The 25,125-nt window shown below is 72.5% G+C and carries 16 protein-coding genes and 2 pseudogenes; 11 read left to right on the forward strand and 7 right to left on the reverse strand.

Annotated features, from left to right (window positions below; genetic code table 11):
- Positions 1 to 124: 124 nt before the first annotated feature.
- The 6 genes from ACWCQM_RS09480 (at position 125) to ACWCQM_RS09505 (ending at position 6,148) form a co-directional block, all read left to right on the forward strand.
- Positions 125 to 295: a hypothetical protein gene (locus ACWCQM_RS09480; protein ID WP_450914704.1), complete on the forward strand. Its 171-nt coding sequence runs from the start codon at positions 125 to 127 to the stop codon at positions 293 to 295.
- 371 nt (positions 296 to 666) lie between these two features.
- Positions 667 to 1,908 carry a DUF6357 family protein gene (locus tag ACWCQM_RS09485; RefSeq protein ID WP_450914705.1) on the forward strand — a complete coding sequence of 414 codons (1,242 nt, stop codon included), beginning with the start codon at positions 667 to 669 and terminating at the stop codon, positions 1,906 to 1,908.
- A 171-nt stretch (positions 1,909 to 2,079) separates the two neighbouring features.
- Positions 2,080 to 2,484 (forward strand): FKBP-type peptidyl-prolyl cis-trans isomerase, encoded by a 405-nt coding sequence (locus ACWCQM_RS09490; protein WP_450914706.1) that lies wholly within the window; start codon positions 2,080 to 2,082, stop codon positions 2,482 to 2,484.
- Between the two features lie 137 nt (positions 2,485 to 2,621).
- Positions 2,622 to 2,762: a hypothetical protein gene (locus tag ACWCQM_RS09495; protein WP_450914851.1), complete on the forward strand. Its 141-nt coding sequence runs from the start codon at positions 2,622 to 2,624 to the stop codon at positions 2,760 to 2,762.
- Between the two features lie 509 nt (positions 2,763 to 3,271).
- Positions 3,272 to 4,408, forward strand: coding sequence for an amidase family protein (locus tag ACWCQM_RS09500; protein WP_450914707.1), 1,137 nt, complete (start codon positions 3,272 to 3,274; stop codon positions 4,406 to 4,408).
- A 312-nt stretch (positions 4,409 to 4,720) separates the two neighbouring features.
- Positions 4,721 to 6,148: an MFS transporter gene (locus tag ACWCQM_RS09505; RefSeq protein WP_450914708.1), complete on the forward strand. Its 1,428-nt coding sequence runs from the start codon at positions 4,721 to 4,723 to the stop codon at positions 6,146 to 6,148.
- 86 nt (positions 6,149 to 6,234) lie between these two features.
- Here ACWCQM_RS09505 and ACWCQM_RS09510 read toward each other — a convergent pair whose 3' ends face one another.
- On the reverse strand, positions 6,235 to 7,581 hold the full coding sequence (locus ACWCQM_RS09510) for a PP2C family protein-serine/threonine phosphatase (protein ID WP_450914709.1): 1,347 nt from the start codon (positions 7,579 to 7,581) through the stop codon (positions 6,235 to 6,237).
- A 354-nt stretch (positions 7,582 to 7,935) separates the two neighbouring features.
- Here ACWCQM_RS09510 and ACWCQM_RS09515 point away from each other — a divergent pair, with 354 nt between their 5' ends.
- Positions 7,936 to 9,135, forward strand: coding sequence for a PP2C family protein-serine/threonine phosphatase (locus ACWCQM_RS09515; protein ID WP_450914710.1), 1,200 nt, complete (start codon positions 7,936 to 7,938; stop codon positions 9,133 to 9,135).
- 5 nt (positions 9,136 to 9,140) lie between these two features.
- Here ACWCQM_RS09515 and ACWCQM_RS09520 read toward each other — a convergent pair.
- The 5 genes and pseudogenes from ACWCQM_RS09520 to ACWCQM_RS09540 form a co-directional block, all read right to left on the reverse strand.
- Positions 9,141 to 9,791 (reverse strand): annotated as a pseudogene (locus tag ACWCQM_RS09520) (aldehyde dehydrogenase family protein); the annotation flags it as partial.
- Positions 9,792 to 9,884: 93 nt separating this feature from the next.
- Positions 9,885 to 10,016: pseudogene (locus ACWCQM_RS09525) on the reverse strand (TetR family transcriptional regulator); the annotation flags it as partial.
- A gap of 206 nt (positions 10,017 to 10,222) precedes the next feature.
- Entirely contained in the window at positions 10,223 to 10,744 is a 522-nt protein-coding gene (locus ACWCQM_RS09530; RefSeq protein ID WP_450914711.1) for a hypothetical protein, read from the reverse strand.
- A 71-nt stretch (positions 10,745 to 10,815) separates the two neighbouring features.
- Positions 10,816 to 11,676 carry an ABC transporter permease gene (locus ACWCQM_RS09535; RefSeq protein ID WP_450914712.1) on the reverse strand — a complete coding sequence of 287 codons (861 nt, stop codon included), beginning with the start codon at positions 11,674 to 11,676 and terminating at the stop codon, positions 10,816 to 10,818.
- Positions 11,673 to 12,287 carry an ABC transporter ATP-binding protein gene (locus ACWCQM_RS09540; protein WP_450914713.1) on the reverse strand — a complete coding sequence of 205 codons (615 nt, stop codon included), beginning with the start codon at positions 12,285 to 12,287 and terminating at the stop codon, positions 11,673 to 11,675. Before ACWCQM_RS09540 ends, ACWCQM_RS09535 begins: the two co-directional genes overlap by 4 nt.
- Before the next feature lie 357 nt (positions 12,288 to 12,644).
- On the opposite strand from ACWCQM_RS09540, the gene ACWCQM_RS09545 reads away from it, so the two are divergent.
- Complete coding sequence (locus ACWCQM_RS09545) at positions 12,645 to 14,027, forward strand: flavin-containing monooxygenase (RefSeq protein ID WP_450914714.1); 1,383 nt, start codon at positions 12,645 to 12,647, stop codon at positions 14,025 to 14,027.
- A 35-nt stretch (positions 14,028 to 14,062) separates the two neighbouring features.
- On the opposite strand, the gene ACWCQM_RS09550 is transcribed toward ACWCQM_RS09545, so the two are convergent.
- Positions 14,063 to 15,412 carry a hypothetical protein gene (locus ACWCQM_RS09550; RefSeq protein WP_450914715.1) on the reverse strand — a complete coding sequence of 450 codons (1,350 nt, stop codon included), beginning with the start codon at positions 15,410 to 15,412 and terminating at the stop codon, positions 14,063 to 14,065.
- A 790-nt stretch (positions 15,413 to 16,202) separates the two neighbouring features.
- Here ACWCQM_RS09550 and ACWCQM_RS09555 point away from each other — a divergent pair.
- Genes ACWCQM_RS09555 through ACWCQM_RS09565 form a run of 3 tightly spaced genes read left to right on the forward strand, consistent with a single transcriptional unit; the run spans position 16,203 to position 25,108 of the window.
- Complete coding sequence (locus tag ACWCQM_RS09555) at positions 16,203 to 17,354, forward strand: SDR family oxidoreductase (RefSeq protein ID WP_450914716.1); 1,152 nt, start codon at positions 16,203 to 16,205, stop codon at positions 17,352 to 17,354.
- 33 nt (positions 17,355 to 17,387) lie between these two features.
- Positions 17,388 to 18,971 carry a PfaD family polyunsaturated fatty acid/polyketide biosynthesis protein gene (locus ACWCQM_RS09560; protein WP_450914717.1) on the forward strand — a complete coding sequence of 528 codons (1,584 nt, stop codon included), beginning with the start codon at positions 17,388 to 17,390 and terminating at the stop codon, positions 18,969 to 18,971.
- Between the two features lie 56 nt (positions 18,972 to 19,027).
- Positions 19,028 to 25,108 (forward strand): SDR family NAD(P)-dependent oxidoreductase, encoded by a 6,081-nt coding sequence (locus ACWCQM_RS09565; RefSeq protein WP_450914718.1) that lies wholly within the window; start codon positions 19,028 to 19,030, stop codon positions 25,106 to 25,108.
- The last annotated feature ends 17 nt before the right edge of the window (positions 25,109 to 25,125 follow it).

Below are 25,125 nucleotides of genomic sequence, written 5' to 3' on the forward strand. Positions count from 1 at the left end.
GAAGGGGGTCTTCCGGACCTGCTGAGCGGAGCGAAAGTCACGACCGCGTCGTTCGGGCAGCCGCCCGGGACACCGGGCGCCTCGCGGGCCTGGGCGATCACCACAACGACACTTCGCCCGGGGCGTGGCGGACTTCGCGGCGGCTGTGGCCGGAAAGGCCACGTCGCACCTGCCGACAGATCACGCACTGCACGTGCTGGAACTGACCCTGCCCATGGCGAACGCGACCGAGGGTGTGGCCGCTCACCCCGAGACCACGTTCGCTCCCGTCCCGCCGATGCCCTGGGCCGAATGAAACACGGGCAACTCAACACTCCTGCGCGGCATGCGAGCTGCGAAGCCCGGTCCGGGGGCACCACCGCGGACACGAGGGCGCGCAGGTGCCAGGCGGAAGTCCGCAGGGGCGGGTGAGTCTGCCGGTCGCGTCGGTATCCGTCGGGGCCTGGCCTGTTTCCAGGCCAGGCCCCGACGGGAGTCCCACGCGTCGCACGGTCACGGACGCGGGCCTCGACCGGGGCCGAAGTGCGCACGGCGAAGTCGACGGCCTGTGGGAGCGGTGACCACGCCTACTCCCCTCGGTCCGCCACCGTCCGGCCCACGTACGAGCGGTGGCCCTTGCACCTCACCCCTCGGCCCTGGCCTCATCCGATGGGGAAGACTGAGGCCATGAGAGACATCGTTTTCACGCGCAGGAGCGGCTGGATCCCGAACGTGATCCGCGAGGACGGTGAGCTGAAACTGATGCTCGGCGCCGGTGCCGACGCCAACCACGAGCCTCGCACGTTCACTTTCCCGATCAGGGATGCCCATCTTGCGGTGATACAGGAGGACCTGGGCAGGCATCTCCTGCTGTGGAGTGCGGTCCTTCCACTGTGCGACGCCGCCGGAACCCGGGGCCGGCTCGACGAGAACGCCGCAGCCGCGCTCCTGGACCCGGTCCTTCTCTCAGCGCCCGCCGACGTCGACGCACTCTTCCGACGCATCCCGTGGGACAGGAGCCGGCTCATCGCCCATGGGGCTGACATCGATCTGCTCGAGCGCGGTCAGGTCTGCGCGGCGATGCGTGCGGCAACGGAGACCTCCGACGGGAAACGCGCTCAGAAGCACCGTGCGGACCGCCGTCGCGCCGAACGCGGAGTGGAACTCGGTCCGCTCGACGCCGCGCTTCTGATGTACACGGGCCAGTACGTGCACGGCGCGACGATTCCGAGGCGGACGCCCGCTGCCGTCGACCCCGCGCTGCTGCCCGAGGTCATACGTGTGATCGCCACCGCGGAGCAGGCGTGCGCCGGTATGCGGCTCGGCCGCGATCCGCGACGGGGCAAGCGAGCCACGGACAAGCGCGACTGGGACCGGATGGCCACGACGGTCGACGCGGCCGTGCGCCGCGCGCACCCGGGACTCGTCGATGACGCGGTGCGCACCGTGAGCTTCCTGATGTGCTCGGAGGCCGCGGACCGCTCCAGGAACGCGCCCGTGGGCGACGGGGAAGCCGCCGGCGAAGGTGCGAGGAGGACGCCCCTCTCGTTCACCGACGACAAGGATGTCGAAAGGAAGTGGCTCCCCGGTAGTCCTCGCACTGCCACGGAGGAGTTCTGGGAGTTCGTCGGCGATCGCTCCGCCTCGGACAACGAAGTGTTCACCATCGAGGACGAGAAGAAGGGTGAAGGAATCCAGCTCCACTTCTACGCGGACTCCATCGCCCGGATCACGACGGAACGCGAGGGCGATGGCGGGTCGGATCCGGAGTACCGGGTCGAGTACAGCCTCGTCGACGGGATGCGCGGGTACCGGACCCTGGTGAGCGCCTTCGTCCGCGGTGGCTGCGCCGCACTGGACCAGTACGGCCCGTGGATGTCGGATGTCGATGAGTTCGAGCGCACGCGCCGGGAGCGCAAGGCCGGGTAGCCCCACCGGCAGCCCGCGCACGCACGTCGGGCAGACGGCTACTTCCATCCGTGGCACGGGTGCACCCCTGAGCTCGCGCGTTCCCGGTACCGTGATCGTCCTGCCGCATGGGATGTCCATGTGTCCGGCCGGCCCGTGCCGGGGAATCCGGTGGCGAACGAGGGGACCGTGATGAGTGAACTGGAGAAGCCCGGGATCGAGGTTCCGGAGGGTGATGCGCCCACCGAGCTGACGATCCGGGACATCGTGGTCGGGGGCGGGCCCGAGGCGCAGCCGGGCCGGGTCGTCCAGGTTCACTACGTAGGGGTCACCTTCGCGTCCGGAAGGGAGTTCGACTCCTCCTGGGAGCGCGACCGGCTGTTCAAGTTCGCCGTGGGCGGCGGCAAGGTCATCAAGGGTTTGGACCGTGGAGTGAGGGGAATGAGGGCCGGCGGCCGGCGCCAGATCATCGTTCCTCCGCGCCTCGGTTACGGCAAGCAGTCCCCCTCTGCCTCGATCCCGGCGAACTCGACGCTCATCTTCGTGGTGGACCTGCTGACGGTCGCGGGCGGCCCTCCGGAGCGACGCCCGGCTTGACCAGCTCCGGCCTGAGCATGCGCTGCGCGCTGGACCCACGCACCACAGCGGCCAGGCCGGCCACGGCCCTCCCCCGGTCCTGCCGGAGAGGGCCGGAGAGGGCCGGCAACCGTCCGACCGCCCTCGAACGTCCTCCCGTGCATGTCGCCGCGCCCGATTCCCACTCCGATCAGGACCTGACGACCGCCGGCACCTACGTCGAGATGGCCTCCCGCCTCACCGAGCCGGTCCTGCTGGGCCTGGCCGTGCTCGCTGTCCGCAACCGGGTCAAGCGCTGAGGATTGCCCCCGGCGGCAGCCGGTCGCCGTGCCCGCTTTCTCGTCGGCCCCCCTGTCCGGATGGAAAAACCTGTGATGCGTAGGCCATTTCGTCGCTGTCGCCGGCCCGTGCCGGTCCAGTGGGGTGGTGATGCGTGCACCGCACAGCCAGAGGTGCGACGGGGCGGGTCGTGGGCGCGGGCCGGGTCTCGTATACCGGTTCCGCCGATCAGACAGGTGACCTTTCCTGTCCGGTCGGCCGTTTACCTGTCACCCATGACGGCGAAACCGCGCCGATACACACCCCGCCTAGCGTCCATCACCGGCATACGAGATGAGGGGTGCGCCAGATGTGGACGAACCGGCGGTCGATTCTTGGACTCGCGGCGGCGGCAGGGGCAGGGGCGTTGGTCTCGTCCGCGGGACAGCCGGCGTTCGCGGCGTCGCGAGCCGGCAGGGAGCCGGCACAGGACACCCGTCCGTCCGGGGAGCCCGATCCCACGGTGTGGAGAGAGCTCGGCGACCCACTGGTGCCCGCGACGGGATCCGGTCCGCTGGCCGGACTGACCGTGGCCGTCAAGGATCTGTTCGCCGTCGAGGGGCATCGGGTGGGTGCGGGCAACCCTGAGTGGCTGGCCGGGAGCCGCCCGGAAGCCACCACGGCTCCGGCCGTTGCGGCGTTGCTCGCGGCGGGGGCGGCCGTCGCCGGAATTGCCCGTACCGATGAGTTCGCGTACAGCCTGGCAGGCACGAACGGACATTACGGTACGCCGCCCAACCCGGCGGCTCCGGAGCGCATTTCGGGCGGCTCGACCTCAGGTCCCGCCAGTGCCGTCGCACTGGGCCAGGCCGACATCGGTCTCGGCACCGACACGGGAGGCTCGATCCGCATCCCCTCCTCCTACCAGGGTCTGTACGGAATCCGCCCGAGCCACCGCGCGGTGTCCACCAAGGGGCTGCTGCCGCTCGCGCCGTCCTTCGACACGGTCGGGTGGATCACGCGTGACGCCAGGGCGCTGCGCGCCGCGGGGCGGGTGCTGCTGCCCCGTGACGGCGGCCCGGCTCCGTCCGGTGCCGTACTCGCCCAGGAGATCATCGACGTGGCCTCACCGGAGGTCGCCGCCTCGGTGCGCCGGGCGGTGGGCGGCTGGCGCGCCGCCGGACTGCCGCGCATCCGGGGCGTACGGTTCGACGCCGGTGTGCTGCCCGGCTGGGTGCGCGCCTTCCAGACCAAGCAGGGCGTGGAGGCCTGGCGCCAGTGGGGGCCGTGGGTCTCGCGGCACTGGGAGTCGCTCAACCCGGATGTCAGGTCCCGTTTCGAGACCGCGTCGAAGTACACCCCGGACGACCTCGCGGCGGCCGAGCGGGTCCTGCGCGAGGCACGCGCCCGTGTCGACGACCTGCTCGGCAACCGGATACTCATCCTGCCGTCCGCGTCCTCGGTGGCTCCCACCCGTGAGGAGGCCGCACTCGGCGGCCCGGTCATCGAGCAGGCCAGGGCCCAGACCTTCCAGCTCACCTGCCTCGCCGGGCTCACGGGCCGCTGCGCTGTCAGCATCCCTGTCCACAGCCGCACCGCCCCAGTGGGCCTGTGCCTGGTGGGCCCGCGCGGAAGCGACCGCCACCTCCTGGACCTCGCGGTCCGCTGGGAGGCCGCCCACGTGTGAGCGCCGCCGCCTGCGGGCGCCCTCACCCGGGTCCTGGGGCCGCGTGGCGAGCGGGCGGCCGGGGCGCGGCCGACGGGCCGGGGCGCGGCCGACGGGCCGGGGCGCGGCCGACGGGCCGGAACAGCCCGGCGACGGGGTGTACCGTCTCAGATCCTGGACGACACATAACCGGTCCGTGAGATGCGTGAGATCGTTTCGACGCCCGCACGGGTCGCGCGGCCTTGCCACGAGGGGGACCCGCACCGCCGTGCGGGACCGCCGGCGCCCCCTACGTCGACGGCCGCACTACGCCCTCGTGGGAAAGCCCCAGAGATGTACGCTCCCAGCACCGGGCCCACCCAGGCCCCGTCGCATTCCCAGGCCGACGCCGCGCCCGTCAACTCGCGCTCCCGCGTCCTGATCGCCAGCCTCATCGGCACGACGATCGAGTTCTACGACTTCTACGTCTACGCGACCGCCGCGGTCCTGGTCTTCCCGAAACTCTTCTTCCCGAGCAGCGACCCGACCACGGCTCTGCTCTCCTCCTTCGCGGTGTTCGGCGCGGCGATGGTCGCCCGCCCCATCGGTGCGATCGTCTTCGGGCACCTCGGCGACCGTCTCGGCCGCAAGGGCACCCTGGTGGCCTCGCTGCTCACGATGGGCATCGCCACCTTCCTGATCGGCGTTCTGCCGACGTACGCGCAAGCCGGCTGGGTCGCCACGGCGCTGCTGGTGCTGATGCGACTCGCCCAGGGCTTCGCGCTCGGCGGTGAGTGGAGCGGCGCGGCCCTGGTCGCCACCGAGAACGCGCCTGCCGGGAAGCGCGCGCTATGGGGTACCTTCCCCCAGCTGGGCGCCCCGCTCGGGTTCATCATCGGCAACGGCCTGTTCCTGGTCATCGCCGCGCTGCTGCCCTCCGCGGCGGGCGCCGACCCCTCGCAGCCCTCCGAGGCCTTCCAGAGCTGGGGGTGGCGGATCCCCTTCCTGTTCTCGGCCGTCATGGTCGCGATCGGGCTGTGGGTACGCATGCGTCTGGTCGAGTCGCAGGTCTTCGCGAAGACACAGGAGACCGGCAAGGTCCGCAAGCTGCCACTGGCCACCGTCTTCCGTCACCACTGGAAGCAGCTGGTCCTGGGCAGCTTCGCGATGCTGGCGACGTACGTCCTCTTCTATCTGATGACGACGTTCTCGCTCAGCTACGGCCGCACCGCCGAGGACGCGGACGTTCCGGGTCTCGGCTACAGCTACACCACGTTCGTCCTGATGATGATCTTCGGCGTGCTGTTCTTCGCCGCGTTCACCCTGATCTCCGGCCCGCTCGCGGACAAGTACGGCCGCCGCAGGACCCTCGTATGGGTCACCGCCGGCATCATCGTCTTCGGCCTGGTCTGGGTGCCGCTGATCAACCTGGGCACGCTCGGCGTCGTACTGTGGCTGGTCCTCGGCTTCACGCTGATGGGTACGACGTTCGGCCCGATGGGTGCGATGCTCCCGGAGCTCTTCCCGACCAGCGTCCGCTACACGGGCTCCGGCATCGCCTACAACGTCAGTTCCATCCTCGGCGCGGCTGTCGCCCCGTTCGTCGCGGTCGCCCTCTGGGAGGCCGGCGACGGCTCCCCGTGGCTGGTCGGTGTCTACCTCTCGGTGATGGCCGTCCTCACCCTGACCGCCCTCCTCATCGGCAAGGAGACGAAGGACATCGCCCTGGACGAGGGGGAGGTCCCGGCAACCCCCGCCAGGACCGAGGCCCCGTCCGCCTGACCTGGCCCCGGACCCGCGGCAGTGGCCGTCGCTGGTCCGGAAGACCGCGATGCGCCTGACACCACGGAGACTGCCCGTAACCCTGCTCACTCGGCCGCGTCGGGACCGCGCGCTGCGGTGGGGCCCTCCTCGGGGCCCCTCCGCAGCCGGACGATGCCCGGATGGAACGGACCGTCACCGGCGGGCAGCGGACCGAGCGTCCGCGCGGCGGTTTCTTCCCGCGGCAGCGTCCAGTACGTGTCCTCGGTGGCGGAGAACCGCAGCGTGAAGATCGTCGTGTCGTCGTGGAGCCGCCCCCCGGAGTGCCGCAGCAGCCCCTCCGAGACCAGCGCGGCCACCTGGCGTGCGGAAGCCACCGCGCCAGGATCACGGACGACGGCGTCCTCCAGGAACGAGCGAAGCGGGAAGAACTCGCCCGCCGCGTTTCGAGCCTCGGTGACTCCGTCGGTGGTCAGCACGATGACGTCGTCGTCGGCCAGCCTGAAGCGGTGGGTCACGGCGGGTGCCACCCCGGCCGGATCCAGGTCGCTGAGGCCGAGGGGCAGCCGGTTGGCCACCCGCAGCACCCTGACCCCGCGCGGGCTCACGACCAGCGGCGGCTCGTGGCCGAAATCGACGACGTCCACCCATGACTCGCCGCAGCCAGGGTTGGGGAATCCCATCAGCACGGCGGTCGCGAAGCGGTCGGGCTGCGCGTACCCCATGGCCACGCCGAGCTGGCTCTGGCGTTCCATCCGTACTTCCAGCCGTCCTGCGACGGTGCCGAGGCTCGGCACGTGGTAGCCGGCCTCGCGGAACGTTCCGAGGATCGCGGCGGCCGCGGCCAGGGCACCCAGCCCTTTCCCCTGCACGTCGCCGATGAGGGCCCGGGCTCCCCAGCGGCACGGCTGGAGGTCGTAGAAGTCGCCGCCCAGCCGGGCCACCGCGTCGGCAGGGAGATAGATGTGGGCATTCTCGACACCGTGAATGTGCGGCGGCATGTCGCGCAGCACGGTGGCGCGGGTCGCGTCCGCGACGTTGCGGATGTGCAGGATTCGGCCTTCCCGGCGCAGCCGGAGCCAGCAGGCGGCGATCGCGAGCACGCTGCCCGCGGCGACCAGGATGAAGTCGGGCAGACCGGCCCTGTACTCGTGCGACCAGGCTGCGTCGAGCCCCAGGTACGCCACGACGGAGACGAGCCCGAAGACCGCGGTCACCCAGACCGGACAGAGCGCGGCGGCGAGGCCCGGGACCATCACGATCCAGGAGAGCGCCCGGAAGTCACCGGAGGTGTTCCAGTCGGTGACGGCGACCGCGAGCAGCGCCGCCAGCGGCAGCAGCCAGCCCACCCGGCGCCGCCGCAACCAGACGGGCAGGACGTACACGACCCGGTCCAGCCTGCGCTCCAAGGCCTGGCGCCACCGGCCCGAGGGGCCGGGTGGCGGGGCCGGCAAGCCAGTCTGCGGTGGGCGGAAGGGCGACACCTTCGTATCGGATCACGCACTCGCGCACGGCGCATCCGGTGACCGTCGCGGGCCTTCACGGCGGGGTGGCGACGCACGGAGGCCGGGCCGGGGGCGGCCACTCGCGGGCTGTTCGACGTCGTGCGCCGCGACGACGTACTGGACCGCGTCTCCGCCGTACCGCGGTCGAAGGCGTGAGGTGGCCCCGGAACAGTCCGCGAAGGAGAGCCGGACCTGGCATCCGAGCGCCTGCGTCGTGGAGGAGGAGGCGAGGGCTGCCGAGAAGCTGCGAAGTGAGGTCGGCGAATCCCAGGGCACAAGGGCGACAGACGATGGGAGGTTGCCATGGATGGCAGAGACCTGGAACTTGGCGAGCTTCTGGCCGCCGCGGAGTCCGCCCCGCCCGGGGCGTCCGTCGGCGTGGTCGCGCACGATCTGCGCAAGCGCTTCGGGGCGCAGAGCGTGTCGTTCCTGTTCGTCGACCTCCTGGGGGAACGGCTGCTGCGCCTGACCGCGCCCGTCGAGGGTGACATGGCGGATGTTCCGGAGCGGATCGGTCTGCAGGGCAGCGTCTACGACACGGTGCTCCGCAGCCAGCGCCAGCACGTGTGGCCGGACGGCCAGGGCGGACGCCGCGTGATCTCGCCGGTGAGCAACAGGGGCGACTGCATCGGTGTGCTGGAGCTGACACTGCAGCACACCGACGAGGCGGTGCTCGAACAGATCAGCGAAGCGGCCCACGCGCTGGCTTACATCATCGTGACGGACCGCCGATTCACCGACCTGTACCAGGCCGGCCGGCGCACCACCCGGACCAGCCTGGCCGCCGAGATCCAGCATCAGCTGCTTCCTTCGGCTTCCTGCTGCGAGGCTCCCCAGTTCACCCTCGCCGCAGGTCTTGTCCCGGCCGACGACATCGGGGGCGACACCTACGACTACACCCTCGACCAGGACACGCTGCACCTGTCCATCACCGACGCCATGGGCCATGACACCGAGTCCGCCCTGCTGGCGACACTGGTCACGGGCGCGCTGCGCGGCGCCCGCCGTGCGGGCTGCGACGCGCTGCGCCAGGCCGATCACGCTCAGGAGGCCCTGCTGAGCCACAACCGTGGGCTGGCGACCGGGCAGCTGCTGTGCGTCCGGCTCGAGACGGGCACCTGCGAACTCGTCAACGCGGGGCACCCCTGGCCCCTTCGCCTGCGGGAAGGGGCCACAGAGGCCGAGGAGGTCAAGCTCGCGGTCAACCTGCCGTTCGGCGTCGCGGCGCCCACCTCCTACCAGCTCCAGACGCTTCAGCTGCGACCCGGCGACCGCCTCGTCCTGCTCACCGACGGAATGCAGGAACGAGGGGCCGCGGCTGTCGAGCTGGCCACTCTTGTGGGCGAGACCGGCGCCTCGCACCCGAGGGAGGCCGTCCGCACGCTGACGACTGCGGTGCTGGACGCCTGCCAGGGCAATCTCAAGGACGACGCGACCGTCCTCATTCTGGACTGGCACGGAAACGAAAAGACCGCTCGGCGAGGCGCGCTCGCGGCGCACTGAACCGTTCAGACGGTGATGGTCTTGTACTCGGTGTACTGCGCGAGGCCGGCAGCCCCGTACTCGCGACCGATGCCGCTGGCCTTGAAGCCTCCGAACGGACCGTCGAAGCCGACGGAAGCGCCGTTGACGGTCACGGTCCCGGTGCGGATCCGGCGCGCCACGGCCAGGGCGCGGGTCTCGTCGGAGGACCACACACCGCCTGAGAGGCCGTACTCGGAGTCGTTGGCGATGCGTACGGCGTCGTCCTCGTCGTCGTACGCGATGACGACCAGGACGGGGCCGAAGATCTCCTCCTGCGCGATCCGCATCGAGTTGTCGACGTCGGCGAACACGGTCGGGGTGACGTAGTTGCCTTCTTCCAGGCCCTCGGGGACCTGCGGGCCTCCGGTCACCAGGCGGGCACCTTCCTCGATGCCCAGCGCGATGTAGTCGCGCACCCGCTGCTGCTGGTCCGGGCGGATCATCGGGCCGATGAAGGTGTCCGGCTCCCCGGGGTCACCCACCTTCAGGGACTCCACGAGCTCCTTCAGCGCGGCCACGATCTCCTCATGACGGGACCGCGGGACAAGGATGCGGGTCTGGGCGATGCAGGACTCGCCGTTGTTGAGCAGCGAGCTGAACTTCAGCCCTTGAACCGCCTCGGCCACGTCGGCGTCCTCGACGTACCGGTGCAATGCCACAGCTACCGGGGCCTCGCGCAGTCGCGCGTCCTCGATGGCCTCCAGCCGGGCCGTGTGGACGGCCGCGAGGAGTTCCTCGCGGGAGGCGAACCGCCGGTAGACCGTACGACGGTCCACCCCGGCCTCGGCGGCGATGCTCGCGATACTGGCGCCCGGATCGGCGGCCAGCATGCGCGCCCCGGTGGTCAGGACCGCTTCCATGTTGCGTACGGCGTCGGCTCTCACGCCCGGAGTTTACCGTCGCACGGGGAACCTGTGACGGTAAGTGCCTCAGCGTGGGCGAACATCACGCCGTGGACGCCACATCCAGGTGGCGAACGGCCGAGCCGCCGGGGTCAGCCCGACGGCGTGCGCGGCCTGCTCACACGCGTCACCCCGTGGGCGCAGGCCGGTCGGACCGGTTTCCGCTACCAGCCGGCCTTCACCCCGGTGTAGGCGGTACGGCAGTCGGCGTTCGTGGCCTCCGCGGCCAGCTTCTCCATGGAGTTCTTCCAGACCTTCTTGGCCACCTTCTCCAGTTCCCGCGTCGCGGCCGGCACGTTCGGGGAGTACTTCTTGATCGTCGCCATGGAGGACTTGGCGAACTTGTTGCACACGGGCCCGGCCGCGTTCCGGTAGCGGGTGTCGAGGTCCGCCGCGACCGCCTGACCGTTCTCGGTCGCCCAGGTGTTCCAGGCCGCGCACGCCGTCTCGGTGAGGACCGCCTGGTCGGCCTCGCTCAGCCCCAGGACCTCGGCCAGCATCGTGTTCTGGACCTTGTCGGGGACCGTGAAGTCGACCACGGGGAACTTGTCGAGGGTCTCGAGCAGCGCCTCCTGACAGGCCGGGGGCAGCGGGGCGGCCTGTGCGGGCGAGGGGACGGCCAGGGCGGAGGCCGACAGGAGGGCGGCGGTGAGGACGCCGCGCCGGACGGTGCGCGAAAGGCTCATGAGGGTGGTGCTCCTTGCACGAGGAACGTGTCGGTCCGGGCGCCGCGTCAGCGCCCGCGGCTACAGAACGATCAACGGCTTCCCTTGGTCACGGCCCTTGCGGGCGGGTCCTCTTGGGCGCCCTCGGCCGCAGCGGGCCCGGCAGGAGCCGGAATTCGGCGCTTCCGTTCCCGTGGCAGCGCGTTGCGGGTACGCCGGCGGAAGACCAGGAATCCGGCGGCCGCGGCGCCGGTGAGCCAGAGGACCTGGATCGCGAGGCCCTCGCGCACCGACGCCTCGGAGAAGGCCGCGGACATGCTCGCCTGCACGGCTCCGTACGTCGGCAGGAATCGCACGACGGCGCTGTCCGATCCGGAGCTGGAGAGGGGGTTCTGCAGGGCGACGTCGAGGATGCTGATCATCAGGATGGCGAACATGCCCTCCACCTCGCGGCGGAGCACCGATCCGAGGACCACGCCGAACGCGCCGTAGGTGAGAGCGGCACAGAACAGCGCGGCGGCGAGCATGACGGGCTGCCGGGGGGCCCACGCGAAGCCGGCGGCGGCCGTCGCGTACGCGGCGACGGCGGCGCAGACCAAGGTGAGCGCTGAGAGCTTGGCGAGGACGAGGTGGTATCTCGGGTATCCCGCCATGGCCAGGCGACGGTCGAACGCGCCGCCCGTGAAGGTGGCCGCGAACATCATGAACCCGGCGATCAGGGTGACCGCGTTCAGCGCACCGGTGATCTGGGTGAGGTGGTTCCCCGGAGGGGACAGGATCTCCCCCGTGGCCCGCAGCCGGAACGGAGCGCGTCCGTCGGGGATGGTCACATAGGCGAGCCCGATCCACACGGGGATGTACACGACCACCAGCAGCATCGCGAACCGGTTGCGGGCATGCCCGATCAACGCGTACCGGGACGCCGTGGTGAAGAGGGACCAGTGCCGCCTCATGCCGTCGCCCCCGCACGCCGTTCCTGAAGGGTGAGGCGCCCGCCGTCCAGGCGCCACAGCACGTCCAGCCGGTCGATGTCGTACGCGAGGTGCGAGACGACGAGCACCGAGCGTCCGGCGTCGCGAAGACTCGTCGCCAGCTCCCAGAAGCGCAGATACGTCTCCCAGTCGAACCCCTGGTAGGGCTCGTCCAGCAGCAGCACGTCCGGATCGTGCATGAGCGCCAGGGTCAGGTTCAGCTTCTGCCGTGAGCCCCCGCTGAGCTGGCCGGCGCGGCGGTCGAGGTACTCGGTGAAGGCCAGGGTCTCCATCACCTCACCGGCCCGCCGCAGGTCCGGGAGCCCGAACGCGCTCCGGAAGAAGTCGAGATGCTGGCGAACGGTGAAGGAGTCGTCCAGGACCACGGACTGCGGGCAGTAGCCGAACCTGCCGGCATGGTGCACCGTCCCCCGGTCCGGCCTGAGTTCACCGGCGAGGACCTTCAGCAGAGTGGTCTTGCCGGCACCGTTCTCCCCGACGATCCCGGCGAGGGTGCCGGGGCGCAGCGAGAGGTCGACGCCCCGGAGAACGGCGTGCTGCCGGTAGGAGTGGTGCACATCTCTGACGTCCATCGCGCTGCTCCGTCGTGCCAGGTCTTCCCGATGTTCGCGGAACCGGTCCGCGTCGTCCGGCCGGCGGTTCGTCCGGCCGGCCACACGGCGGCTCGACCGGTCCGCTCGTGGTCAACGAGCGGGCCACGCAGCGGAAACGGTGCCGGACGCGCGTCGGCGTCAACGCGGTGAACGGCATGTCACGCGTGCGGCGGGTTCATCGCCGTCGACCGGTTCCGGAGGAGCGCGGATGACTAGCGTGGCCGGGGCAGGAGCGCCGCGCCCGGGCCCCCGTCGTCCGGTCCCGCCCCCTCGTGCGGTCCCGCTCACGCGCGTACCGGCCGCGGTCACGTCCACACGAGGGAAGGTCGGTCAGCCATGCGGAGAACGTGCGTGATCGGTGCGGGGCCGTCCGGCCTGGCGGCGAGCAAGGTCCTCGCCTCCCGCGGCGTCCCGTTCGACTGCTTCGAGGCCGGTTCGAGGATCGGCGGCCTCTGGCGGTACGGCAACGACAACGGCATGTCGGGGGTGTACGCATCGCTGCACGCGAACATCTCGAAGGAGAGCATGTCCTTCTCCTCGCTGGCGATGCCCGAGACCTACCCGGTCTTTCCCCACCACAGCAAGGTCCTCGCCTACCTGGAGGACTACGCCACGGCCTTCGGCCTGCACCGTCACATCACGACCCGCACCGAGGTCACCTCGGTGCGGCCCCTGGACGACGGCGGCTGGGAGGTCACCCGCCGGCCCCGTGGGGACACGGACGGGGAGACGGAGACGCGGCGTTACACCGAAGTGGTGGTGGCCAACGGTCACCACTGGGCCCCCCGTCTTCCCGACCCGGCCGTCCCAGGGGCCGAGGAGTTCGAGGGGGCCGCCGTCCACTCGCACGACTACCGCTCCCCCGAGCCGTACGCCGGGCTGAGGGTGCTGGTGATCGGCATGGGCAACTCCGCGTGCGAGATCGCGGCGGAGATCTCCCGGACGGCCGCGCGGACCTACCTCTCCGCACGCGACGCGGCGCATGTCTTCCCCAAGATGCTGCTCGGCCGGCCGGCGGACCACCTGGTGTGGAGCCCGCTGTCCCGCCTTCCGCTGCCCCTCAAGGGGCCGGCGATGGCGCTCCTCCTGCGGCTCACGCGTGGTGCCCCGGCCCACTACGGGCTCCCCGAACCTGTCCGGGGCCCGCTCGCCGCCCACCCCTCCTCCTCGGACGAACTCCTCGTCCAGCTCGCCCGGGGCGCGGTCACCCCCAAGCCCGGCGTGAGCTCCTTCCACCGGGACACGGCGGCCTTCACCGACGGCAGCCGCGAACCCGTGGACGCCGTGGTCCACGCCACGGGTTACTCCCTCACCTTCCCCTTCCTGGACCCCTCCGTCTTCGCCGCCCCGGGCGGCCGCACCGAGCTCTACCTCCGCACGGTCCCGCCGAGGCTCCCCGGGCTCTACTTCATGGGGCTCGCCCAACCCGCCGGTGCCGCCTTCCCGTTGCTCGAACCGCAGGCGGAGTGGATCACCGACCTGATGGAGGGCACGGTCGCCCTTCCTTCCCCGGCGGACATGGAACGGGCCATCGCCCGTGAACGGCGGCGCCATGAGAAGACGTACGTGTCCACCTACCGTCACGGCATCGAGATCGACGTCCGCACCTACCAGCGAGCCCTCCGCAGGGAACTCCGGGCGGGCAGGCGCCGAGCACGCGGCACGCTCCTGCCGCTGCCCGGCGTGGCCGGCCCCGCTCCGGCCGCCGACTCCGCCTGATCCTCCACGTCGCCCCGGCAGGGGGAGTCACGTGCTCAGGCGGGCGCCGAGCTCTCCTCCAGCTCCCCCACGGCCTGCTCCCAGAGCTCCGGCAGCAGTTCCCCCGACGGAAGTGCGCGGTCGGCGACGAAGGACACCTCGGCCCAGTCGCCGAAGAACGACAGCCCCACCCCGAAGAGGTGCCCGGGTACGAGCAGGGGCAGCAGGGCGGTGCCCGTCACCTGCGTCTCCCCCAGGCTCCCCCTGTCGGCGAGCGGCATGGAGGTGGCCATGACGTTGGTGACGCGCGGGGAGAGCACCCTTCGCATGTACCAGTCGGTGGGGCGTCCCGGCATGAAGCGCACCAGGTCCTGGATGGCCTGCCGCCACGCCTCGCCGCGCAGCTTCCGGGTCGCCTTCATGACGTGGTCCAGTCGCCGCAGGGACGCCGCGCCGTCCTGGGGCCCGTCCGGACGTCGTGAGGCGATCCGCACGGGCAGCTCCAACGGCAGGGCGAAGCATCGGTTCCCCCATGTCTGGTCCTCGTCGGCGCGGCGCGCGTCGACGGGCAGCACGGCCGTCACCCGTGGGAGCGGTACGCCGGAGCGGTCCGACCAGGCCGACAACGCCCCTGCGAGTGCGGCCAGATGGACATCGTGGGCCGAGCCGCCGCGCGGCGCACCGATCCGGCGAAGGGTGTCCACCGGTACGCGCCCCCGCCACAGCCGTTGCTCCCCCGAGGGGACGAACGCGGCACCGGGACGGTACCGGCGGACCGCGAGGGTGCCGGCGGCGAATTTCGTGGCCAGCCCGACGGCCGCGCCGACGCGCCGCGGCACCCCGGCCCCCTGGCTCCCGCCCGGCACCGGGCGGGCGGAGACCTCACCCCCGCCCAGCATCGTGCGGAAGGTCATGGCGGCGGCCGAACCGTCCTGGCAGGCGTGGCGGAAGCGGTAGCACACGGCGTACGCGTCGGGTGCGTGACCGTGAACCAGCCAGACCCCCCAGTACGCGCCGGGCGCGAACGGGGCGTTGAGCGCGGTGTGCAGGGCGGCGTCCCACCCGTCGGGGCCGTCGGCGACCACCTCGTGGACGTGCCGGTCCACGGCGAAGTCCGCGTCCGGCTGCCACCGGAGCCGCCGGCCGCCCTCGACCCGGCTGGTGAGCAGCGGCAGTTCGCCCAGGCGGAAGCCCACATACGCGCGAAGGTCCGCCAGGGCGGGGGCCGGACCGCTGAGGTACGCGACGCCGCCGGCGTCCCAACGGACGTCGGGCCGGCGGCGTTCCAGGTTGAGGAAGGCACGGTCGACGGAGTGGGCAGGGTGGCGTGGAGAGGGAACGGACCGACCGGGCCGGACGGACGTGTCCGAGGGGAGGGGCCGGGCGGACTGATCGGGGACGGGCATGGGGGCAGGGCTCCTATTCGTGCCGACAGCGAGCGGGCCGAGGGGAAGAGGGAAGGGCGGAGCGCGGCGGCCCAACCGCACCGGGCGACCCGGCCGACCCGCCCGGCCATCCAGGATGACCACCGGCCACGGCGGAGCCGTCCGGCACCGGAAGGCCGCTCCCGCCCCCGTCGGCCCGGTCGCCACCCGTCACGGCGGACCGCCGTGTGCGCCCTCGGGCTCACGGGTGCCCGTACGCCGTGCGGTGACTGGTCTGCTGCCGCCCGGAGCCCCGGCCGGGAACGCGGGCGCGCTCGGCGGCGCCGTCCCGGAACGCCGTCCGCAAGATCCCCCGAAGGAGGGACAGAGCTCCGCGCGCCTCCGCTCCGCCGTGTCACTCATGTGCGTCCGGGCTTCCCTGTCTGCGGCGGGAAGGGCGTCCCTGTCTGCGGCGGGAACCCTCCCGTTCGTGCAGGTCGCGCCCGCCTCGGCGCGGGGTACTTCGTTCGGGTGAGCAGATCGAATCGGAGGTCCCGCCCTGCTCACGGTCTGACATCGTGTGCCGTGCGCCGGAGATCATCGGGCCCGGGAGGGTCCGGAAAGCCTCGGCGAGGCTGGGGGCGTCGGAGGGGTCGGCGAGCACTCGTCGTAGCGGCACGGCCGGACGGGACGAACCGCTCGCACCACGACCGCCGGATGACACTCCGCGCCGTGGAACGGCCGGTGGCGCCCCGTCGGCGGCTCCTGGTCGCCGCAGCCCCGGCAAGCCCGTCGCTCCGCACCCGGTCGCGGATCCGTTCCTTTCGAAGCCTTGGAGTCATTGGTCGTGCATGTCGCCCTCACCGGCGCCACCGGATTTCTCGGACTGCGCCTGTTGCGTCGCCTGCTCGACACACACCGGTCGCTCACGGTCCTGGCCCACGCGGGGTCGGGAGACGCTCTTCACCGCATCATCAGGTTCTTCGAACTGACAGGCGCCCCGGAGGCGTTCGTCGCCGGGCTCCCCGGCCGTCTGCGGGTGGTGGAGACCGACCTCGTACAGCCCCGGCTGGGACTGGCCGCGCGGGCGTTCCAGGAGCTCGCCGACGGGCTCGGCACGATCTGGCACAGTGCGGGCAGCATCAACCTGGAGGGGGACCTCCCGGAGCTGCGCCGGACCAATGTCGAGGGGACCCGGCACCTTCTGGAGCTGGCCACCGCCGGCCGCGGCCGGCCCCTGCTCCACCACGTGAGCACCGCCTTCGTGGCCGGAGCACGGCGTGAAGGGGTGGCCTACGAGGACGAGCTGGACGATTCCTGGGGTTTCGAGAACGCCTACGAACGCTCCAAGTACGAGGCGGAGCTGCTCGTCCACGCGTGGTCCAGGGAGCACGGCCGGCCGGCCCTGGTCATGCGGCCGAGCATCCTGGTCTCCGACGTGCCGCCGCACCCCGAACTGCCCGCGCATCCGCTGCTGGTCGTCGAGCGGATCCTGCGTGACGCGCGAGACGCCGCGGGCCCCGGGGACCCCGGCCGGCCCCGCCTCCGCACGGTGGGGCATCCGTACGGCCACCTGAACCTGTTGCAGGTGGAGCACGCCGCCGAGGTCATGGTGCGGCTGGCCGGCCGGAGACCGTCGGGCGGGGTCGACACGTACCACGTCGTCCATGACCGGGACGTGCCCGTGCCCACCGTCGTGACCTTGCTCGAACAACTGGTCCCGCTCTCGATCGAACTGGTCGCGGTCAAGCCGGAAGCCCCGTCGGCGCTGGAAGCACTGCTCGACTTCTATCCGGGCATGACGTCCTACCTCGCCCACCGGCGGCGGTTCGACGACACCCGGGTCAGGTCACTGCTGGGGTCCTCGGGCGCGTCCGCCCCCGTGGGCCTCGACTACCTCTGGTCCGGGCTGGCCCCGCCCGGCCGGGCACGCACCGGCTCGCCGGGCGCACCCGCCGCCCTCTCGTCCTCCCGCCACGCCTGACCAGCAGACATCCTCTCCCGTTGGAGCCTCTCCGTGTCCGTCCTCGCAGCTCCCGGTTCCCCGGCCGCGTCCCCGCCGGCCTTCTCCCCCGAAGGGATCGCGGCCCGCGCCCGGAGGATCCGGGAACCCGTCCATGTGGTCAGCGGACCGGACGGCCGTGAGCTGGGGCTCGCGACCGGTCCCGTACCCGGCGGACCGGTGCTCGGTACGCTGCCGCCGCTGTATCCGGAGTGGCTCGGCGGCCGCACCTTCTGCGAGGCGCACGGCGTCCGTTTCCCCTATGTCGCGGGTGAGATGGCGAACGGCATCTCGACCACGGGGATGGTGACGGCGATGGCCCGGGCGGACATGCTCGGCTTCTTCGGCGCGGGGGGTCTGGCCTACCCCGACGTGGAGCGGGCCGTGCACACGCTGGTCCAGGTGCTGGGACCGCGCCCGAACTGGGGCGTGAACCTCATCCACTCACCGGCCGAACCGGAGCTGGAGTGGCGCGTCGCCGAGCTGCTGCTGCGCAGCGGTGTCCCGCGGATCTCCGCATCGGCGTTCATGGAGCTGACCCCGGCTGTCGTGCTGTGCGCGGCCCGGGGGCTGCGCCGGGGCGCGGACGGCGGCATCGTCCGGGGTACGACGCTGCTCGCCAAGGTCTCCCGCCCGGAGGTGGCCGAGAAATTCCTCTCCCCCGCCCCGGCCGCGTTGCTGAACTCTCTCGTCGCCCGGGGCGAACTGAGCCCGGAGGAGGCGGAGCTGGCGGCACGGGTGCCGGTGGCCGAGGACATCACCGTGGAGGCGGACAGCGGCGGGCACACCGACAACCGGCCGCTGTCGGCCCTGTTGCCGAGGATCGCCCTGCTGCGCGACGCCCTGTGCAGACGGTACGGCTACCGTCGGCCGGTCCGCATCGGGGCGGCGGGCGGTCTCGGCACGCCGGATGCGGTGGCCGCCGCGTTCGCACTCGGCGCGTCGTACGTGGTCGTCGGGTCGGTGAACCAGACGGCCGTCGAGTCCGGCCTGTCCGACGAGGCCAAGTCGATGCTCTGCGACGCGGACATCGCGGATGTCGCCATGGCGCCGGCGGCCGACATGTTCGAGCTCGGTGTGAAGCTGCAGGTCCTCTCCCGGGGAACGATGTTCGCCCAGCGGGCCGGCCGGCTCCACTCGGCGTACCGGGCGCACGGCTCGCTCGAGGAGATTCCCTCCGCGCTGCGCGTCCCGATCGAACGTGATGTGCTGCGCGCCCCGTTCGACGAGATCTGGCAGCGGACCCGCGCCTTCTGGGAGCAGCGCGATCCCGCGGAGGTCACCCGTGCGGAGGCCGACCCGAAGCACCGCATGGCGCTGGTCTTCCGCTGGTATCTGGGCAGTTCGAGCCGGTGGGCGATCACCGGGGACGGGTCACGGCGCGCCGACTACCAGATCTGGTGCGGGCCGGCGATGGGCGCGTTCAACCGGTGGGTCGAGGGCACCTTACTGGCCGAACCGGCGAACCGGTCCGTGGTGCAGATCGCGCTCAACCTGCTCGAAGGGGCCGCCGTGCTGACCCGGGCCCACCAACTGCGCACCTACGGGGTCCCGTTGACGCCGGAGGCTTTCACCTACACGCCGTGCGAGCTGGCGTGAGCGCGGCCGGCGTCCCGCAGGCGCCCACGACGACGGCCCCACTCCGAGGAGAGACCGTGCACGAGTCCCCGTCCCACCGTGTTCCCGTCGCCGTGATCGGCGTGGGCGCAGTGGTGCCCGGCGCGACGGACGCGGCCGGCTACTGGCGGATCGTGACCGGCGGCCGGGACCTGATGACCGAGGTGCCCCCGTCCCGCTGGCGGGTGGAGGACCACTACGATCCGGACCCGGCCGCCCCCGACAAGACGTACGCCCGCCGGGGCGCCTTCCTGCCGGAGGTGGACTTCGAGCCGATGGCCTACGGGGTGCCGCCCGCCAACCTGCCGGCGACGGACACCTCCCAGCTGCTCGCCCTGATGGTCGCCGACCAGGTGCTGGCGGACGCCGGAGGAACGGCCGGGCTGGACCGGGAGCGGACCGGTGTCGTCCTCGGCGCGGCCGCCCTGGAACTCCTGCCGCACATGTACGGGCGCACCCAGCGCCCGATGTGGCTCGCGGGCCTGCGGGAGAGCGGCGTCGGGGAGGCGGAGGCGCAGGCGATGTGCGACCGGATCTCGGCCCGTTTCGAACCGTGGCGCGAGTCCACCTTCCCCGGGCTGCTCGGGAACGTCGTCGCGGGCCGCATCGCCAACCGGTTCGATCTGCACGGCGTCAACCACACCACCGACGCCGCCTGTGCCAGTTCACTGGCCGCCCTGTCCACGGCCGTCGGTGAGCTGGCCCTCGGCCGGGCCGACCTGGTGATCAGCGGTGGCGTGGACACCGGGAACGACATCGGCATGTTCCTCTGCTTCTCCAAGACCCCCGCGCTGTCCCCCAGCGGTGACTGCCGGCCGTTCTCGGCCTCGGCCGACGGCACCATGCTCGGCGAAGCGGTGGTCATGTACGCGCTGAAGCGGTTGTCCGACGCGGAGCGCGACGGCGACCGGATCCACGCGGTGATCCGGGGCATCGGCACCTCGTCCGACGGCAGGAGCACGGCGATCTACGCCCCGCTGCCGGACGGCCAGGCGCGCGCCCTGCGACGCGCCTACGAGGAGGCGGGTTACGGACCGGAGACCGTGGAGCTGGTCGAGGCGCACGGTACGGGCACGAAGGCCGGGGACACCGCCGAACTGGCCGCCCTCGGCGAGGTGTTCGGAGCGTCGGGCCGCCCGGACGGGCAGTGGTGCGCGATCGGCTCGGTCAAGTCGCAGATCGGCCACACCAAGTGCGCGGCAGGCGCGGCCGGGCTACTCAAGGCGGTCATGGCCCTGCACCACAAGGTGCTGCCGCCGACCGTCAAGGTCGACCGGCCGAATCCGGCGGCCGCCGCTCCCGACGGCCCGTTCTACGTCAACACGGAGACCCGCCCGTGGGTGCGGCCCGCCGGGCATCCGCGCCGGGCCTCGGTGTCGAGCTTCGGCTTCGGCGGCAGCAACTTCCACGTCACGCTGGAGGAGTACGTGCCCTCGGCGCGGGGCCGGGCGGCCCTGCGCCACCGCTCGGCGCCGAGCGAACTCGTCCTCCTCAGCGGCGCCTCCGTGCCGGATCTGGTACTGCCGCGGGTGGACGACGGCCGTCCGCTGGCCGCCCTGGCACGGGAGAGCCACGCCTCCTTCTCGTCCGCCGACCCGGTACGGCTGGCGGTCGTCATCACCGACGGTGAGGATCTGCGGGAGAAGTTCGCGCAGGCGATCGCGTCGATCCGGCAGCGGCCCGGCACGGCGTTCTCCACACCCACCGGCGTCCGGTACGCGTCCGGGGAGCCCGATCCGGGCCGTATCGGCTTCCTGTTCCCGGGGCAGGGATCCCAGTACGTGGGGATGGGAGCCGACCTCGCCATGCTGGCGCCGGCCGCCCAGGCCGCGTGGGACCGGCTCGGCGGCACCCGCTTCGAGGGACGGCCGCTGCACCGGGTGGTGTTCCCGCCGCCCGCCTTCACCGATGAGGAGCGCGCGGACCGGCGGGCACTCCTGGACTCCACCGAGTGGGCGCAGCCGGCCCTCGCCGTGCACGCGCTCGCCCTGCTGGACGTGGTGCGGGAGCTGGGGCTGCGACCGGACTGCGTGGCGGGCCACAGCTTCGGTGAGCTGGTGGCTCTGCACTGCGCGGGCGCGCTGGAAGCGGAGGCGCTCGTGGGTCTGGCCCGCCGCCGTGGTGAGCTGATGCGTGACGCGGCGGTGCGGCCGGGCGCGATGCTGGCCGTGGCTGCGGAGCGCGCGCACGTGGCGGAGGTGCTGGCCGCCGGCGGATTCGGCGAGATCTGGACGGCCAACCACAACTCCCCGCGCCAGACGGTGCTTTCGGGTTCCCAGACGGCTGTCCTGCGCGCCGAGGAGGCGTTCGCGGCCGAGGGCGTGGGCACCCGTCGGCTGGCCACGTCGACCGCCTTCCACTGCCCGCTGGTCGCCACGGCCGCCGAGCCGCTCGCCGCCTACCTGCGCACGGTGCCGCTCGCGGCGCCAGGGATCGAGGTCTACGGCAACGCCGACGCGGAACCGTACCCCTCGCACCCCGACGAGGTGCGCGGCCGGATCGCCGGTCATCTCGCCTCACCGGTCCTCTTCCAGGACCAGATCGAGGCGATGTACGCGGCCGGGGTCCGGACCTTCGTGGAAGTCGGCGCGGGCGCCGCGCTGACCGGTCTGGTCGGACAGATCCTCGGCGACCGCGAACACGCGGCCGTTCCCCTGGACCGGCCGGGCCGGTCCGGGGCCAGCACCCTGCACACCGCGCTCGGCGAACTCGCCGTGCGCGGCGTCCCCCTCGATCTCGACAGCCTCTGGGCGCCGTACGGCACGCCCGGAGCCTCAGCGAAGGAACGCGAGCCCCGAATGACCGTGAAGATCAGCGGAGCCAACTACGGTCAGCTCCACCCGCCCCGCGCCGCATCCGGCGAACCGTCACCCGCACCGGCTCGCGGAGCGTCACCCGTACCGGAGCGCGGACCGGAAGGCCGGCCCTGGACCGCCGCCGTGCACGCGTCCGGGTCCGGCACTACTGCGGTCCCCCTGCCCGCGCCGGAGCCCGCGCACGATCCGGTGAGCGCCCACGACGTCGTACCGTCGCCGGGGCCGGGGCCGGGGCCCGTGCACGAGGCCGTCACCCCTTACGCCGCCGAGGCCGTCGGCGCCGACTGGTACGCGGCGGTCGAGAGCGTCCAGAGGCACACCGCGGAGGCCCACGCGGCTTGCCAGCGCATGCTGACGGACAGCCATGTCGCCTTTCTGCGGATGACCGAGACGACTCTGGCCGCGATGCTCGGAATGCCCCGCACGGCTGAGGTGGTCGACGCTGCCGCACCCCCGGTGGCGCTGCCCCTGCCCCTGCCTTCGTCACCGGGGCGCGCGCCGGAGTCCGTGGCGCCGGCTCCGGTCACGACCGGTGTCACGGCGGCCGTGCCCGCCCCGGTCGCCGCTCCCGCAGGCCCCGCGTACGGCGGGGCGGGATCAGCGCCCTCGCCCGCGACAGCTCCGGCACCGGCACCCTCACCGGCTGATGAGGTCGTGCCCCTCTCTCCGCCGGAACTGGAGGAGTTGCTGCTCTCCGTGGTGGCCCGGCTCACCGGCTACCCGGTCGACATGCTCGCCATGGACATGGAGCTGGAGGCTGACCTGGGGGTCGACTCCATCAAGCGCGTCGAGATCCTGTCGGCCGTACGTCGTCAGGTCGGCGACCTGGGGGCGGGAGACGTCGGCCACCTCGGCAAGCTCCGCACACTGCGCGAGATCGTCGATGCGCTCACCGCCGGCGCCCGCCCCTCCGGGGACCCGGCGCCGGAACCTCGGGACGCGGTCGGCCCCGTACCGGAGCCCCGCAGGGCTTCCGCGCCCTCCAGCACCCTGGAGGACGCCGGGCTCACCGACACGCGTGCCGGGGACGGTGGGACGGCGGTGCTGACGAGGCTGGTGCCGCGCTTGGTGGAGTCGCCGGCCTCCGGCCTGGTGACGGCCGGACTGCTGGACGGCCCGGTCGTGGTGACCGGCGAGGGCACGGACGGATGCGGGCTGACCGGTCTCGTCGCCCGGAAGCTGGCGGAGCGCGGCGTGGACGCCACCGCGTCGGCGGAGGTGCCCGCAGGCACCCGCGCTGTCGTCCATCTCGGCGGGCTGACCGCGGGCGACGGGCCGCGGGAGGCGGCGGAGGTCCACCGGTCGGCGTTCCGCGCGGCGCGTACGGTCGCGGCGCGAGCCGCCGCGGGGGGTGCGCTGTTCGTGACCGTGCAGGACACCGGGGGCGACTTCGGGCTAGGTGGCCGTGTCCCCGGCCGCGCGTGGCTGGGCGGTGTCGCGGGACTGGCCAGGACGGCGGTGAGGGAGTGGCCGGACGCCTCGGTCAGGATCGTCGACTGCGAGCGGGGCGGCCGGGAAGGCGAGGAGCTCGCCGAGGCGATCGTGCGGGAACTCCTCGAAGGCGGAGCCGACATGGAGGTCGGACTCCGCGCCGACGGCACCCGCACCCTCCTGCGGGCGGTGCCGCAGCCGGTGACGCCGGGCGGGACGGGACGGATCACCTCCGCGTCCGTGATCGTGGCCACCGGCGGCGCCCGTGGGGTGACCGCCGCCGCCCTGCTGCACCTGGCCAGGGCCCACGGTCCCCGGATCGTCCTGGTGGGCAGGACCGACCCCGCCCCCGAACCCGCCGGGCTGGCCTCGGCGTCCGACGAGGCGGCGCTCACCCGGCTGCTCGCGGAGCGCTCCGGCAGGGACGCGGCGGACTCCTCGCCCGCCCTGATCGCGGCGCGGGCCAGGGAGATCCTGGCCGCACGGGAGGTACGCGCGACACTGGCGGCGCTGGAGTCGGCGGGGTCCGCCGTCCGGTACGTCCAGGTCGACGCCAGGGACGCCGACGCCCTGGCCGCCGCCCTCCGCGACGTACGCGACACATGGGGGCCGGTCACCGGCATCGTGCACGGTGCGGGGGTCCTGGCCGACAAGCTGATCGCCGACAAGAGCGACGAGCAGGCCGAGCTGGTGATGTCCACCAAGGTGGACGGTCTGCGGGCGCTGCTGGCCGCGACGGCGGATGACCCGCTGGACACGATCTGTCTGTTCTCCTCGGTGGCCGCCGTGTTCGGCAACACCGGGCAGAGCGACTACGCCATGGCCAACGAAGTCCTCCATCAGGTCGCGTCGGCCGAACAGGCCCGCCGCCCCGGCTGCCTGGTGCGGTGCATCGCCTGGGGCCCCTGGCAGGGCGGCATGGTCACACCCGCCCTGGCCACGCACTTCGGCCGGTCGGGGGTCCCGCTCATCCCCCTGGAACAGGGCGCGGCCGCCTTCACGGCCGAGCTGGACGGCACCGCCGGTGAGGCCCGCGTCGTCCTTGCGGCCGGGGACGGCCCGGCGGCCCTCTCCCCTCTCGGCGGTCCGCCCCGGGCACAGGTGCTGGTCCGCTCGGACACCCTGCCGCAGCTGGCCGACCACACTCCCGCCGAGGTTCCGGTGCTGCCCGTGGCACTGGTCCTGAACTGGTTCGCGAGCGCCGCCGCGGCCTGGCTGCCGGACCCGGGGCCGCTCGTCCTGCGCGATCTGCGGGTGTACAGCACGTGCGCCCTGCCGGAACTGGCGGGTGCGGGCCACCGGCTCACCCTGTCCGGCAGCCGGGGCGCACCCGGTTCACCTTCGGCTCTGGAGGCGGAGCTCCTGGGCGAGGACGGCCCGGCGCACTTCCGTGCCGTGCTGGACGCCTGGAGCGGGGAGCCGGACCCGGCGGCGTGGGACGCCCCGGCCGGTCTGGTTCCGCTCGGCCGGGCCGATGTGTACGACGGGAAGGTCCTCTTCCACGGTCCGCGGTTCCACGCCCTGCACGCGGTGCACGGCGTCGGTGAGCAGGGCGCCGAGGCGACCGTCGCGGGCGTGCGCACCCTGGACTGGCCGGGCGCCCACTGGACGCTCGACCCGGCCGCCGTGGACGGTGCGCTCCAACTCGCCCTGCTCTGGGGCGAGGCCGTCCTCGGGGCGGCGACACTGCCCATGGCCGTCGCCGAGTGCAGGGTGCACAGGCGCGGCACGCCGGACGGCACCGTGCGGTGTGTCGTACGGGGACGCAAGGCGCACGGCACAGGGGCGCGTTGCGACGCGGCGCTGATCGACGCCGATGGGTCCGTACTCCTCGAACTGATCGGTGTCGAGCTCGTCCGCCGCCCCTCCTGACCCCGTCCCCGGACTCC

This window comes from Streptomyces sp. NPDC002125 (genome assembly GCF_053593715.1).

Bases quoted from the DNA above. Each gene is read 5' to 3' on its own strand.
- ACWCQM_RS09485 (WP_450914705.1), top strand. From the start codon at position 667: ATGAGAGACATCGTTTTCACGCGCAGGAGCGGCTGGATCCCGAACGTG.
- ACWCQM_RS09490 (WP_450914706.1), top strand. From the start codon at position 2,080: ATGAGTGAACTGGAGAAGCCCGGGATCGAGGTTCCGGAGGGTGATGCG.
- ACWCQM_RS09505 (WP_450914708.1), top strand. From the start codon at position 4,721: ATGTACGCTCCCAGCACCGGGCCCACCCAGGCCCCGTCGCATTCCCAG.
- ACWCQM_RS09515 (WP_450914710.1), top strand. From the start codon at position 7,936: ATGGATGGCAGAGACCTGGAACTTGGCGAGCTTCTGGCCGCCGCGGAG.
- ACWCQM_RS09530 (WP_450914711.1), bottom strand. From the start codon at position 10,744: ATGAGCCTTTCGCGCACCGTCCGGCGCGGCGTCCTCACCGCCGCCCTC.
- ACWCQM_RS09535 (WP_450914712.1), bottom strand. From the start codon at position 11,676: ATGAGGCGGCACTGGTCCCTCTTCACCACGGCGTCCCGGTACGCGTTG.
- ACWCQM_RS09540 (WP_450914713.1), bottom strand. From the start codon at position 12,287: ATGGACGTCAGAGATGTGCACCACTCCTACCGGCAGCACGCCGTTCTC.
- ACWCQM_RS09545 (WP_450914714.1), top strand. From the start codon at position 12,645: ATGCGGAGAACGTGCGTGATCGGTGCGGGGCCGTCCGGCCTGGCGGCG.
- ACWCQM_RS09550 (WP_450914715.1), bottom strand. From the start codon at position 15,412: ATGCCCGTCCCCGATCAGTCCGCCCGGCCCCTCCCCTCGGACACGTCC.